Annotated in this window: 13 protein-coding genes; 3 read left to right on the top strand and 10 right to left on the bottom strand. The window is 54.4% G+C overall.

Features of this window, described 5'->3' with window-relative positions:
- Nucleotides 1-34 precede the first annotated feature (34 nt).
- Together yciT and osmB are read left to right on the top strand one after the other, a co-directional pair.
- The gene (gene yciT / locus M8318_RS06135; RefSeq protein ID WP_262661425.1) at nt 35-790 is read left to right on the top strand and encodes a DNA-binding transcriptional regulator YciT; all 756 of its coding nucleotides are present in this window, start codon (nt 35-37) and stop codon (nt 788-790) included.
- Nucleotides 791-1,050: 260 nt separating this feature from the next.
- The gene (osmB, locus tag M8318_RS06130; RefSeq protein ID WP_106993143.1) at nt 1,051-1,266 is read left to right on the top strand and encodes an osmotically-inducible lipoprotein OsmB; all 216 of its coding nucleotides are present in this window, start codon (nt 1,051-1,053) and stop codon (nt 1,264-1,266) included.
- A gap of 113 nt (nt 1,267-1,379) precedes the next feature.
- Here the strand turns inward: osmB and yciH are convergent, their stop codons facing one another.
- The 5 genes from yciH to pgpB all read right to left on the bottom strand — a co-directional run bounded on the left by yciH (nt 1,380) and on the right by pgpB (nt 5,027).
- The gene (gene yciH / locus M8318_RS06125) at nt 1,380-1,706 is read right to left on the bottom strand and encodes a stress response translation initiation inhibitor YciH (RefSeq protein ID WP_106993144.1); all 327 of its coding nucleotides are present in this window, start codon (nt 1,704-1,706) and stop codon (nt 1,380-1,382) included.
- Complete coding sequence (gene pyrF, locus M8318_RS06120) at nt 1,706-2,443, bottom strand: orotidine-5'-phosphate decarboxylase (RefSeq protein WP_262661424.1); 738 nt, start codon at nt 2,441-2,443, stop codon at nt 1,706-1,708. Before pyrF ends, yciH begins: the two co-directional genes overlap by 1 nt.
- A 183-nt stretch (nt 2,444-2,626) precedes the next feature.
- Nucleotides 2,627-3,796 carry a lipopolysaccharide assembly protein LapB gene (gene lapB, locus M8318_RS06115; protein ID WP_262661423.1) on the bottom strand — a complete coding sequence of 390 codons (1,170 nt, stop codon included), beginning with the start codon at nt 3,794-3,796 and terminating at the stop codon, nt 2,627-2,629.
- A 6-nt stretch (nt 3,797-3,802) separates the two neighbouring features.
- Complete coding sequence (locus M8318_RS06110; RefSeq protein WP_106993147.1) at nt 3,803-4,111, bottom strand: LapA family protein; 309 nt, start codon at nt 4,109-4,111, stop codon at nt 3,803-3,805.
- A 151-nt stretch (nt 4,112-4,262) separates the two neighbouring features.
- Nucleotides 4,263-5,027 (bottom strand): phosphatidylglycerophosphatase B, encoded by a 765-nt coding sequence (gene pgpB / locus M8318_RS06105; RefSeq protein WP_262661422.1) that lies wholly within the window; start codon nt 5,025-5,027, stop codon nt 4,263-4,265.
- Nucleotides 5,028-5,224: 197 nt separating this feature from the next.
- On the opposite strand from pgpB, the gene ribA reads away from it, so the two are divergent.
- Entirely contained in the window at nt 5,225-5,815 is a 591-nt protein-coding gene (gene ribA / locus M8318_RS06100; protein ID WP_106993149.1) for a GTP cyclohydrolase II, read from the top strand.
- Nucleotides 5,816-5,863: 48 nt separating this feature from the next.
- On the opposite strand, the gene acnA is transcribed toward ribA, so the two are convergent.
- The 5 genes from acnA to topA all read right to left on the bottom strand — a co-directional run bounded on the left by acnA (nt 5,864) and on the right by topA (nt 13,342).
- Entirely contained in the window at nt 5,864-8,539 is a 2,676-nt protein-coding gene (acnA, locus tag M8318_RS06095; RefSeq protein WP_262661420.1) for an aconitate hydratase AcnA, read from the bottom strand.
- A 168-nt stretch (nt 8,540-8,707) separates the two neighbouring features.
- The gene (gene ymiC, locus M8318_RS06090) at nt 8,708-8,809 is read right to left on the bottom strand and encodes a small membrane protein YmiC (RefSeq protein WP_262661418.1); all 102 of its coding nucleotides are present in this window, start codon (nt 8,807-8,809) and stop codon (nt 8,708-8,710) included.
- Between the two features lie 299 nt (nt 8,810-9,108).
- Nucleotides 9,109-9,249: a YmiA family putative membrane protein gene (locus M8318_RS06085; protein ID WP_225758618.1), complete on the bottom strand. Its 141-nt coding sequence runs from the start codon at nt 9,247-9,249 to the stop codon at nt 9,109-9,111.
- 336 nt (nt 9,250-9,585) lie between these two features.
- Nucleotides 9,586-10,560 carry an HTH-type transcriptional regulator CysB gene (gene cysB / locus M8318_RS06080; protein ID WP_032611190.1) on the bottom strand — a complete coding sequence of 325 codons (975 nt, stop codon included), beginning with the start codon at nt 10,558-10,560 and terminating at the stop codon, nt 9,586-9,588.
- A 187-nt stretch (nt 10,561-10,747) separates the two neighbouring features.
- Nucleotides 10,748-13,342, bottom strand: a complete 2,595-nt coding sequence (gene topA, locus M8318_RS06075; RefSeq protein WP_262661416.1) for a type I DNA topoisomerase — start codon at nt 13,340-13,342, stop codon at nt 10,748-10,750.
- Nucleotides 13,343-13,371: the final 29 nt, after the last annotated feature.

Raw genomic sequence — 13,371 nt, 5'->3', positions numbered from 1 at the left:
CAACTAACGGCTCTGCCGTTTTAATATGGATGCTATGAATTCCCGACAACAAATAATATTACAGATGGTGATCGACACGGGTCGCATGAGCGTCGTTGATCTGGCTAAAAGCACCGGCGTATCTGAAGTCACCATCCGCCAGGACCTCAATCTTCTGGAAAAGATGAGTTATCTGCGCCGCGCACATGGCTACGCCGTGCCGCTGGACAGCGAAGATGTTGAAACGCGCATGATGAATAACTACGCCCTGAAACGTGAACTGGCAGAGTTTGCCGCTTCTCTGGTCAACAATGGCGAAACGGTGTTTATCGAGAACGGGAGTTGTAATGCCCTGCTGGCGCGAACGCTGGCTGAGCAGAAAGAGGACGTGACCATCGTGACGGTGAGCAGCTACATTGCTCATCTTCTGAAAGAGACGCGCAGCGAAGTCATTTTGTTGGGCGGTATCTATCAGAAAAAAAGCGAAAGCATGGTTGGCCCACTGACGCGTCAGTATGTTCAGCAGGTGCATTTCAGCAAGGCTTTTATCGGTATCGATGGCTGGCAGCCAGAGACCGGTTTTACCGGACGGGACATGATGCGTTCTGACGTGGTCAACGCGGTACTTGAGAAAGGCGCTGAAGCCATTGTGCTGACCGACAGCACCAAGTTTGGCGCAGTGCATCCCTACACAATGGGCCCTGTCTCCCGCTTCAATCGGGTGATCACCGACGAGGGCATCAAAGCGGCCCACAGCGAGAAGTTACAGCATGAAGGCCTGATCGTCGATATCGTCAAAAAACCGGCCTGACTCTCCTCTACGCCCGCCTCGTCGGGCGTTTTTCTGCCCTTTCGCTCTGAGATTATTCCGACGCAGCCTTTAAGACTATTTACCTGTCGGATCAGTGATAAAGACGTAAAATTATTGTTAGCGATATAACAGGAAGTAACTATCACCTGCGTGATTTTGTAACGCCTGCGCAATCAAGTTTCATGGAAAACTGGCTTAATAGTTTTACACTTATTTAAGCAGAGCTATTTCCGTGGATCACTATTTCAGGAGAATGAGTTATGTCTATTAACAGCAAAAAATTATCCGCTGCTATGCTGGCTGTCACGCTGGCGTTATCACTGAGCGCATGCTCCGGCATGAGCAGACAAGACCGTAATACCGCAATTGGTGCGGGTGCAGGCGCAATCGGTGGTTCCGTCTTAACTGACGGTAGCACGCTCGGTACCCTGGGTGGTGCTGCAGTGGGTGGGATCATCGGTCACCAGGTTAAATAACTTACCGATTACCACCGCAGTCATTTGATACCGCCCTGTTGTTTCTGGCGCTATCTCAAAATAAAAACAATAAGCCACGGTCTCGACCGTGGCTTATTTGTTTCTGCTAAGCGTTAACCGCCCGCTAATTTCACTTTCATCCCTTTTGCTTCCAGCAGGGATTTAATCAGATCCCGCTTATCGCCCTGGATCTCAATCACGCCATCTTTAACCGAACCGCCGCAGCCACACTTTTTCTTCAGCTCGGCGGCAATGGCTGTCAGGGTGGCATCGTCGGCATCAATGCCGGTCACCAGGCAAACGCCCTTTCCTTTGCGTCCGCTGGTCTGGCGTTGAATGCGCACAATGCCGTCGCCTTTCGGGCGCTCAGCTTCCACCTTCGGTTCATCAATGCGCCCGGTGTCGGTCGAATAGACCAGGCGGCTGTTGGTATCGCGCATTAGGCCCCCTTGTGAAGTGATGCGTTGATGGCTTTCAGGGTCTGAGCCGGATCCGCAGACTGGGTCACCGGACGACCAATAACCATATAGTCTACACCCGCTGCCAGCGCCTGCTCCGGGGTCATAATGCGGCGCTGATCGCCGGCATCGCTGCCCTGTGGACGAATGCCTGGGGTGACCAGCTTAAAATCCTGACCGATAGCACTTTTGAAGCGCACCGCTTCCTGAGCAGAGCACACCACACCATCCAACCCGCAGGAATGGGTCAGCCGCGCCAGACGCTCGGCATGCTCAGCCGGTGACAGGGTCACACCGAGATCCAGCAGGTCGCTGGCTTCCATGCTGGTCAGCACGGTGACGGCAATCAGCAAGGGGGCGTCTTTGCCAAACGGCAGCAGGGCTTCCCGGGCGGCTGTCATCATCCGTGCCCCACCTGAAGCGTGGACGTTCACCATCCAGACGCCCAGCTCGGCCGCCGCGGCTACCGCATGGGCCGTAGTGTTAGGAATATCGTGGAATTTTAGATCCAGAAAGAGATCAAAGCCGCGCTGCTGCATGTCACGCACGATTTGCGGGCCAAAGAGCGTGAACATCTCTTTGCCGATTTTCAGGCGGCAGTCGCGCGGGTCAATACGATCAACGAACGCAAGCGCGTTATCGCGATTGTTGTAATCCAGAGCGACAACAACAGGAGATTCAGTACCTGCGCGGGAAGAAGAGGGAGCTACAGACGTCATGACCGGACCTTCTCGTCGATGGGCGCCGCATCGGCGCGGGAATGGTAAACGGCGTGCATTCTACCTGTGCCTCGTTGAAATTAACAGGTTCCATTTCCATTCCTGCCAGACCGCAGCGCGCACCGGCAAGCCTGGATGCCAGGCTTAGAGTATGTTGTAACTAAAATGAGGTTTTTTTAAAAATTACTGCCCATCGAGGCCGCGAATCGGCTTGATGGTGGACCAGGCGCGGCAGGACGGACAGTGCCAGTACAGCGTATAGGCGGTGAAACCGCACTTCTGGCAGCGGTAACGCGGCTTACTGCGGATCTGCTCGCCGACCATGTCGCGCAGCACCATCAGGCTCTCTTTGGCGCGCCCCTCTTCTGCATCGTGCAGGTGATAATCCATCAGCTTATGGAAGACGCGCATGGTAGGATGTCGCTGCAGCTGACGCGTGATGTAGACCTGCGCCGTGTCGCTGCCTTCATGCTCCTGGACGACATCCGCCAGCATCAGCTCCGCATACGCCCCGGTGTTCTCTTCCACGCAGCGGCGCAGGAAGGCAACCCACTCCTCGGCCATACCCAACTGCTGATAGCAGGTTTGCAGCATATCCAGAGTTTCGCTGACCAACTCTTTATCCTGCTCGATGACCCGTAGCAGGCTCTCTACCGCTTTCTGATAATCGCCTTTTGCCATGTACACGCGCCCCATCATGATGGAGACGCGCGCGCTGCTGCGATCGGCGGCAGCGCCCTTCCTGAGCAGCGCCATGGCTTTATCCATGTCTTCATTGCCCATCTGCTGGAGAGCCAGTTCGCAATAGAAATGGGCAATTTCGACGCGCTGTTTGTCTTTACCCAGCTTCACCAGACGTTCCGCAACGTCGATCGCCTTCTGCCACTCGCTGGTGGCCTGGTAAATCTGCAGGAGTTGTTGCAGGGCGCTGATGCGGAAATCGGTTTCGTCCACCAGCTGGTTAAACATCTCTTCGGCGCGATCGTACAACCCTGCCGCCATATAGTCGCGACCCAGCTGTTGTACAGCCAGCAGACGCTGCTCATAGGTTAATGAGGCGCTTTCCATTAAGGTCTGGTGAATACGAATGGCGCGGTCAACTTCACCGCGAGAACGGAACAGATTGCCGAGAGTAAGATGGGCCTCAACGGTGCCAGTATCCTCTTTCAACATCTCGAGGAACAGGTCGACCGCTTTGTCCTGTTGGTTGCTCAGAAGGAAGTTAACCCCGGCAACGTAGTCGCGTGACAGGCGGTTAGCTTCATCCTGTTTTGTTTGTTGCGCACTTCTGCGGCCCATATACCAGCCATAGGCTGCGGCTACAGGCAAAAGCAGAAACAACAACTCCAGCATCTTTGATTATTCCTTCGCTACCGGCACACCTGAACTCACCGGAACGTCGGTCGTGGGCGCAATCTGGTATTCAAGACGTTTAATTTTACGTTCAGCACGGGCAAGTGAAACCCGAACTTTCAGCCAGAACAGGCCGCAAATAAGCCAGCCGATGGCAAACCCGGCCGCAAAGAGTACCGCCAGAAGGCTGGAAATCCGATATTCGCCTTGCGCCAGCAGATAATTAAAGGTTACCTGTTGATCGTTTTGCGCACCCAATGTGACGGAAATGACGAAAATCGCCAATACCAGTAAGAAAATGAGTAAATATTTCACATTACTTCCCGTTATGTGGTTTGAGCGAATAAAGAGTGTTCAACATCGCGTAGCCAGCCTTATAAACTACCATTTTAAGGACGGGCGCGAAACGGAAAAAGCATCGCGCCACGGTGAGATCTGCGGCTAAATATGAGAATTTCAACCGCTGTCAGCTTTCCTGGTCCCTGTCGGCTATTTCCCGCTTCTCTTCTACTGGCGGCGTGAGTGGACCACAGACGCGCTGAGCAAGCCAGGTCGCAAAGGTGATCAGCAGCCACGACATCAGGGTCGCCACCACCAGATCCCGCGGCCAGTGCATGCCGAGCAGCAGGCGGCTCCCCATGACACCCGTCGCCCACACCAGCAGAATGGCGATAGTGAACGTGCGTCGACGCGGCCACAGCAATCCTACCCCCAATAATGCCCAGCTCGCGGCGAACATCGTGTGGCCAGACGGGAAGGCAAATCCTGTCTCTTTCTGCCAGTGCTTACGTAAGAATGTCGGAACAGCCTGTTGTTCAGTAAGCTGTTCTTTCACCAGCTCGCCGCGTTCTTTACGCTTTAAATTGTAGAAGTCGTTGACCGGGACATGGTGAGTTTTTTCCAGCCAGACGACAAACGGACGCGGCTCCTGAACCTGATCTTTCACCCAGGATTTGAGTCCCTGGCCGATCAGGATCACGCCGGCGAGAATGGCAAAGAGCATAATGGCGGCCCGCAGGCGAAAACGCAGGCACCATAGAAACCATCCGCACAACAGCGCGTGCGTAATAATGCCCCAGGGTTGGGTGACCGTCTCTGTGATCCAGTACAGCGCCTTTAGCCACCCGCTATCCGCTCCAGGCTGCCACTGCCAGCCTGATATCCATACAGTCGCAGGCATAATGAGTAATATCCCTGCACCAACTGCCGTGCGGCGGGCAATAGAAAGCATGTCGTCTCCTTTTTTCGATAAGCCTCACAATCATAACCGAAAAATTGCTGCTGCGTAAAAATGTCGGATTGTGCGTTTAACGTTCGTTAAGCTGGCGGTGATTAGGTGAACCCGCGCAGCTTGTGGCAAAATAAGACAATACCGACAGCCAAACAGGCAACAGACACAAGGCGTGTCAGCATTTTCTGGAGAATCACATGCAGCTTAAACGTGTGGCAGAAGCCAATCTGCCAACCCCATGGGGCGATTTCCTGATGGTGGGTTTTGAAGAACTGGCAACCGGGCAGGATCACGTTGCGTTAGTGTTCGGGGATACCTCCGGGCAGACGCCAGTACTTGCTCGCGTCCATTCCGAGTGTTTGACGGGTGACGCCCTGTTTAGCCTGCGCTGCGATTGTGGTTTTCAACTGGAAGCAGCCCTGTCGCACATTGCGGAAGAAGGCCGCGGCATCCTGCTGTATCACCGTCAGGAGGGTCGTAATATCGGCCTGCTGAATAAAATCCGTGCCTATGCCCTGCAGGATCAAGGGTACGACACCGTGGAAGCGAACCATCAGTTAGGCTTTGCTGCCGATGAGCGCGATTTCACCCTCTGCGCCGATATGTTCAAGCTGCTGGGCGTGGACGAAGTGCGTCTTCTGACCAATAACCCGCGTAAGGTCGAGATCCTCACCGAAGCCGGCATCAACATCGTTGAGCGCGTGCCGCTGATCGTGGGCCGCAACCCGAACAACGAACACTATCTGGATACCAAAGCGGCGAAGCTTGGGCATCTCCTTAGCGAATAAAAAATAACAGCCCGGCAGCGCAAGGCAGGCCGGGCTGGTCACAGCACGTTAATTCAACATATTACGAATCACATAGTGCAGGATGCCGTCATTCTGGTAGTAGGTCAGTTCTGTCGCGGTATCAATACGGCAGCGACACTCCACCATCTCGGTTTGCCCGTCCGTCCGCGTCAGTTTGACCGGCACCGTGGCACCCGGCGTCAGACTTTGCAGATCCGCAATATCAATGCGCTCCTCCCCGGTCAGCCCCAGCGTTTTACGCGATGTCCCCTGCGGGAACTCCAGGGGTAAAATCCCCATCCCAATCAGGTTTGAACGGTGGATACGCTCAAACGACTCAGCGATCACCACGCGCACGCCCAGCAGGCGTGGCCCTTTTGCAGCCCAGTCGCGACTGGATCCGGAACCGTACTCTTTCCCGGCAATGACCGCCAGCGGCGTGCCTTCCTGCTGATACTTCATGGCAGCATCGTAAATCGAGATCACTTCTGTGCCCGGCAGATGGCGGGTCATCCCACCTTCGACCCCTGGCACCATCTCGTTGCGGATGCGGATATTAGCGAAGGTGCCGCGCATCATCACCTCATGGTTGCCGCGACGTGAACCGTAAGAGTTGAAGTCACGACGCTCCACACCACGACTCTGCAGATATCGTCCAGCCGGGCTATCGGCTTTAATGCTGCCCGCCGGGGAGATGTGGTCGGTAGTCACCGAGTCGCCAAGGATGGCTAACACTCGCGCGCCGTGAATATCTTCCAGCGGTTTTGGTTCGGCCAGCATCTCGTCGAAGAAAGGCGAAAGACGGATATAGGTCGAATCATCCTGCCAGCTGTAGGTGTCTGAGTGCGCCACCTCAATCGTTTTCCACTCCGGCGTGCCTTCGAACACTTCGGCATACTCTTTGCGGAACATGTCGGTGGAGACTTTTTCTACCGCGAGGGCGATCTCCTGCGCCGACGGCCAGATATCCTTCAGATAAACCGGATCCCCTTTGCGATCGTGCCCCAACGGCTCGGTCGCGAGGTTAATATTCATATTGCCGGCCAGGGCGTAGGCTACCACCAGCGGCGGCGATGCCAGCCAGTTGGTTTTAATCAGCGGATGGATACGACCTTCGAAGTTACGGTTGCCAGAGAGCACCGCCCCTACCGTCATATCGCCCTGCTTAATCGCCGTCTCGATAGGCTCCGGCAGCGGCCCGGAGTTCCCGATACAGGTGGTACACCCGTAGCCGACCAGGTTAAAGCCCAGCTCATCCAGGTACGGTGTCAGCCGGGCCTGGGCCAGATAATCGGAGACCACCTTAGAACCCGGGGCCAGCGAGGCTTTTACCCACGGCTGGCGTTTCAGCCCAAGGGTAACGGCTTTTTTTGCCAGCAGCCCGGCCGCCATCAATACGCTGGGGTTAGAGGTGTTAGTGCAGGAGGTAATGGCCGCGATCACCACCGCGCCATCCGGAAGCTGGTACTGATGGCCGTTCATAACATAATCAATGGGCCGGCTATCCTTGTGAGCGGTGTTAACCTCCAGCTCGGTGCTGGCGGCAAACGCCTTCGGCACATCTGCCAGCGCCACCCGATCCTGAGGACGTTTCGGCCCGGCAAGACTGGCTTCCACTTCGCCCATATCCAGCGCCAGAGTGCTGGTGAATACCGGTTCATCACCCGGGTTACGCCACATTCCTTGCGCTTTGGCATAGGCCTCGACCAGCGCGACCTGCTCGCTGCTGCGCCCGCTGAGGCGCATATATTCCAGCGTTACGCCATCAATCGGGAAGAAACCACAGGTTGCGCCATATTCCGGCGCCATGTTGGCGATGGTGGCCCGGTCAGCCAGCGGCAACGTGTCGAGCCCGTCACCGTAGAATTCAACGAATTTGCCCACCACCCCATGCTTACGCAGCATCTGAGTCACGGTGAGCACCAGATCGGTTGCGGTGATGCCTTCACTCAGTTTGCCGGTCAGCTTAAAGCCGACCACGTCAGGGATCAGCATCGACACCGGTTGGCCGAGCATGGCGGCCTCAGCTTCGATCCCCCCTACCCCCCAGCCCAGCACACCAAGGCCGTTGATCATAGTGGTGTGCGAGTCAGTACCAACCAGGGTATCTGGGTAGGCCACCCACTCTTTATCCTGCAGTTCACTCCACACCGCTTTGCCAAGGTATTCGAGATTGACCTGGTGGCAGATGCCGGTGCCGGGCGGGACAACGCTAAAGCGGCTGAAGGCCTGCTGGCCCCACTTCAGAAATACATAGCGCTCGTGGTTACGTTCCATCTCCAGACGCACGTTCTCTTCAAAGGCCTCATCGTCGCCAAAGTGGTCCACGGTCACAGAGTGGTCAATAACGAGGTCCACAGGAGAAAGCGGGTTCACTTTGGCGGTATCGCCGCCGAGACGTTTAACCGCTTCGCGCATCGCTGCCAGATCGACTACCGCCGGGACGCCAGTGAAGTCCTGCATCAGGACCCTGGCCGGACGATAGGCTATTTCCCGGTCGGCATAGGCATTTTGCAGCCACCCGGCGAGGGCGTGGATATCCTCGCTGGTGACAGAGTCCTCATCCTGCCAGCGCAGAAGGTTTTCCAGTAACACTTTAAGCGACTTGGGTAAACGCGCGATGTCCCCAAGCTCCCTGGCGGCCAGCGGCAGGCTGTAGTAGTGATAGGTTTTGTTCTCGGCCTGCAATGTGTCCTTACTGGCTTCGCGTAAGGTTAACGACATAAGCTCCTCCTTAATTACCGGGATTGCGATACCCTGACCTTTATCAGGGCCGTAATTAAAGATAACACATCGTCACCGTAACGATTTGATAACAACTCAAATGGACAAATTTACAGACTACAGGAGAGGGTAAAAACAAAAAGCCCCGCTTTAGCGAGGCTTTATTTTTCAGTGTAAGGTGAGGGAGATGAGCTGGTACCAGAAGAGAATCGACAGGGAGAACGCCGCGATCCACGACCAGTATTTAACTTCGGATATATTATTCATCATTGTGACACCCGTCTTTATTTATTTGTTTACGGCTGAGTCTGGCTCAGTTCGGTATTGCTGAAGTGTATTTATTTAAGAGTACAAAAGTGCACTGAATTATTAATGCACTACGCCTTAGCGGCAGAATTATTGTTTTTTGGTATCGTCTTCTGCGAACGAATCAATGAAGGCTTGCTGCTGCGGAGACAGTGTCCAGGAAGCAGGCACTTGCCCTTTAACTTCTTTACGGACTTTGCGGCGAGTGTCACGTTGCTGACACATAGGTTTCACTGCTTCACTGCGCCCCTGAACCGTCATAGTTAACCCCAAAATTTCCAGACCAGTAACGCCACCACCACCCAAAACAGCGTGGAGCCGAGAAACACCGCCAGCCAGGCTTTACGCTTAAGTCCTGGGTTCCGTTGCGGATCCTGACGTCCTGACGGCATTGCTAACCTCATACAATCGATATCGCTTATCATTTAGATACCAAACAATTGGTATAAGTAATCATGGTTGAGATAAATCCTAAAGAAACTTTAGTTGAAAATCCAGCGAATTTACCAATCGTAGACCGTGAAATATCTAATCTTTTGAGCGGAAATATATAAATGAAACGAGGAATTTGCGTAGCGGCTATTTATTTTCTATTTTGGTTGTCTTTTTGTTACGGACAGGTACAGAAAGCGCTAAAACTCTATGGTTATTCTGAGGAATGGCAAGCTTGAGGCGGGGTTTTAATTCGGGTAAACGCAGGGATAACGGTATCCTTCCCGCAGGAAAGATACCGCAGGGTATTATTTCTCTGGCAGCTTAATATCTTTAAACATCGCTTCGATGTCTTCATTAGAACGCAACGCCACTGCCGTATCCACCACATCGCGGGTTAAATGTGGGGCGAAACGCTGAATGAAATCATACATATAGCTACGCAGGAAAGTGCTACGACGGAAACCAATTTTGGTGGTGCTATGGCCGAACACCCCCTGGGTATCCAGGCGCACCAAATCCGGATCGGCTACTGGATCGACTGCCATACTGGCAATCACCCCCACCCCCAGCCCCAGCCGTACATAGGTTTTAATCACGTCGGCATCGGTGGCGGTAAAGACGATCCGTGGCGTCAGCCCCGCACGATTAAAAGCGGTGTCCAGCTCTGAACGGCCGGTAAAACCAAAGGTATAGGTGACCAGCGGATACTGGGCGAGCTCTTCGATCGACACCGACGTTTTGGCCGCCAGCGGATGTTCCGGCGTCACCACAATCGAGCGGTTCCAGTGATAGCAAGGCAGCATGACCAGATCGTCGTAAAGATGCAGCGCTTCGGTGGCAATAGCAAAATCCGCATTGCCTTTGGAGACCGCCTCAGCAATCTGCGTCGGTGAGCCCTGATGCATATGCAACGACACGCGAGGGTAACGCTCGATAAAGCCTTTAATCACGCCCGGCAAGGCGTAACGTGCCTGAGTGTGGGTGGTGGCGATATACAGGGAGCCTTTGTCAGGCCAGGTGTGCTCGCCTGCCACGGATTTAATGGCATCGACCTTCGAAAGCACCTCGCGGGCAATACGGATAATTTCCTGCCCCGCCGGGGTCACCTGAGTAAGATGTTTACCGCTGCGGGCGAAAATCTGGATCCCCAGCTCATCTTCAAGCATACGGACCTGCTTACTGATACCGGGTTGGGAGGTATAAAGACCTTCTGCGGTCGAGGAGACATTAAGGTTGTGGTTGACCACCTCAACGATATAGCGAAGCTGCTGTAATTTCATGCGGGACCATCCGATTGAGCGCACACGGGCAATCGTTTAAGACGATTTGATAATAAGAAAAGGATTAACTATAACCACTATATCATTTATATCATTGCTGTATAGCCCGGAACAAAAAATAATAAACAGGCAATAAAAAAGGGCCGGATGTCCGGCCCTTTTACAGGTAAGTTACGGTAATTAAGGCTTATTTCTTGCCTTCAACCCATTTGCCGTCAACATAAAATGCTGACCAGCCGGTGGCTTTACCGTCCTTTTCAGCAGCAACATACTGCTGCTTGGTTTTACGGCTAAAACGTACAACCGTTTTATTGCCTTCAGGATCCTGCTGTGGCGCATCGGCCAGATAGCGCAGTTTCTCTGCCAGGCGATCGCGGAAGCGGAACAGCTCTTCCACTAACGGCGCACGCGTTTCACGTGATTTCGGGAAGGTGTTAGCCGCCAGGAAGACGCCTGCGGCACCGTCACGCAGGACGAAGTAGGCATCAGACTTCTCGCACGGCAGCTCCGGCAACGGGACCGGATCTTCCTTCGGCGGTGCCACTTCGCCGTTACGCAGGATCTTACGCGTATTTTTGCAGTCGTCGTTGGTACAGGCCATGTACTTGCCAAAACGCCCCATCTTCAGGTGCATTTCAGAACCACATTTTTCACACTCCACGATCGGACCGTCATAGCCCTTAATGCGGAACTCGCCCTCTTCGATCTCGTAACCGTCGCAGGTCGGGTTGTTACCACAGACGTGCAGCTTACGTTTCGGATCGATCAGGTAGCTGTCCATCGCTGTGCCGCACTTGTTACAGCGGCGCTTGGCGCGTAATGCGTTGGTTTCCGCATCATCGCCTTCCAGCACGTTCAGCACTTCGTTTTCCGGCACCAGGTTGATGGTGGTTTTGCAGCGCTCTTTCGGTGATAAGGCATAGCCTGAACAGCCAAGGAACACGCCGGTAGTGGCGGTACGGATCCCCATCTTGCGGCCGCATGTCGGACAGTCGATGCTGGTCAGCACCATCTGGTTCGGCAGCATGCCACCCTCTTCAGGGTCTTTTTCCGCTTTTTCCAACTGGTTGGTGAAGTCGCCGAAGAAGCTATCGAGCACTTTCTTCCACTCGGCTTCGTGGTTCGCCACCTGGTCCAGACTGTTTTCCATCTGCGCGGTAAAGTCGTAGTTCATCAGCTCGCGGAAGTTAGCTTCCAGACGATCGGTTACGATTTCACCCATTTTCTCCGCATAGAAACGGCGGTTTTCCGTACGCACATAGCCGCGATCCTGGATGGTCGAAATGATCGACGCATAGGTGGATGGACGACCGATGCCGCGTTTTTCCAGCTCTTTCACCAGCGAAGCTTCGCTGAAGCGAGCCGGTGGCTTGGTGAAGTGCTGGGCTGGCGTCAGTTCAACCAGAGAGAGTTCATCCCCGGCGTTGACCGCTGGCAGGGTTTTGTCTTCATCACCCTTACGCAGCGCAGGCATCACTTTGGTCCAGCCATCGAAACGCAGAATGCGGCCACGCGCTTTCAGGCGGAAATCACCCGCACCGACGGTCAGGGTGGTGGAGTCGTACTGTGCTGGCGTCATCTGACAGGCGACAAACTGGCGCCAGATCAGCTGATACAGCTTCTGCGCATCGGCTTCCATATCTTTCAGAGATTCAGCCACCACAGCAACGTCAGAAGGACGAATCGCTTCGTGCGCTTCCTGTGAATTCTCTTTGCTGTTGTACTGGTTGGCGCTCTCCGGCAGATACTTCTTACCGAAGTTATCGCCAATGTAATCACGCACCATGTTCACTGCGTCCTGACTCAGGTTGGTGGAGTCAGTACGCATATAGGTAATGTGACCGGCTTCATACAGACGCTGAGCCATCATCATGGTTTTCTTCACGCCGTAACCCAGACGGGTACTTGCCGCCTGCTGCAGCGTGGAGGTGATAAACGGCGCGCCCGGCTTGCTGCTGGTCGGTTTGTCTTCACGATCCAGCACCTGATAGCGGGCTTTTTCCAGCACCGCAACCGCAGCCATCGTCTGCTCACGGTTTTCAGGGCGGAACGGTTTATCGTTCTGGTGGGACACTTCCAGCGGCAGCGTATCGCCGCCCGGCGTGGTCACGCTGGCGTCAATTTCCCAGAACTCTTCTGGTACAAACGCTTTGATTTCGCGTTCACGCTCAACCACCAGACGCACGGCAACAGACTGTACGCGGCCCGCTGACAGGCCACGGGCAATCTTTTTCCACAGCAGTGGAGAGACCATGTAACCCACGACGCGGTCCATAAAGCGGCGCGCCTGCTGAGCGTTAACGCGATCGATGTTCAGCTCGCCCGGCTTTTCAAAAGCCTGACGGATCGCATTTTTAGTAATTTCGTTAAACACCACGCGGCTGTAGCGGGTGTCATCTCCCCCGATCACTTCCCGCAGGTGCCATGCAATGGCCTCCCCTTCGCGGTCAAGGTCGGTTGCGAGATAGATGTGGTCGGCTTTTTCCGCCAGCTGTTTCAGCTCGGAGACGACTTTCTCTTTACCCGGCAGCACTTCGTACTGTGCCTGCCAGTTATCCCACGGGTTAACCCCCATGCGATTTACGAGCGCGCTACGTTCATCCTTTTTAGGCTTTTTGGCCCCTTTGGTGGAGGTAGAGTCGGCGCTCTTCTTGGCTGAGCCACTGGTCGGCAGATCGCGGATATGACCGACGCTGGACTTAACCACGTAGTCGCTACCCAGATACTTATTGATCGTTTTGGCTTTTGCCGGGGACTCAACGATAACGAGAGCTTTACCCATATTCACCTTTACCTAATTTGTTTCTTCCA

The sequence above is a fragment of the Leclercia tamurae genome (assembly GCF_025566055.1).
GTDB classification, from domain to species: domain Bacteria; phylum Pseudomonadota; class Gammaproteobacteria; order Enterobacterales; family Enterobacteriaceae; genus Enterobacter; species Enterobacter tamurae.
Note: the sequence above shows the minus strand (reverse complement) of the source record. Positions and strands in the feature narration are given on the sequence as shown.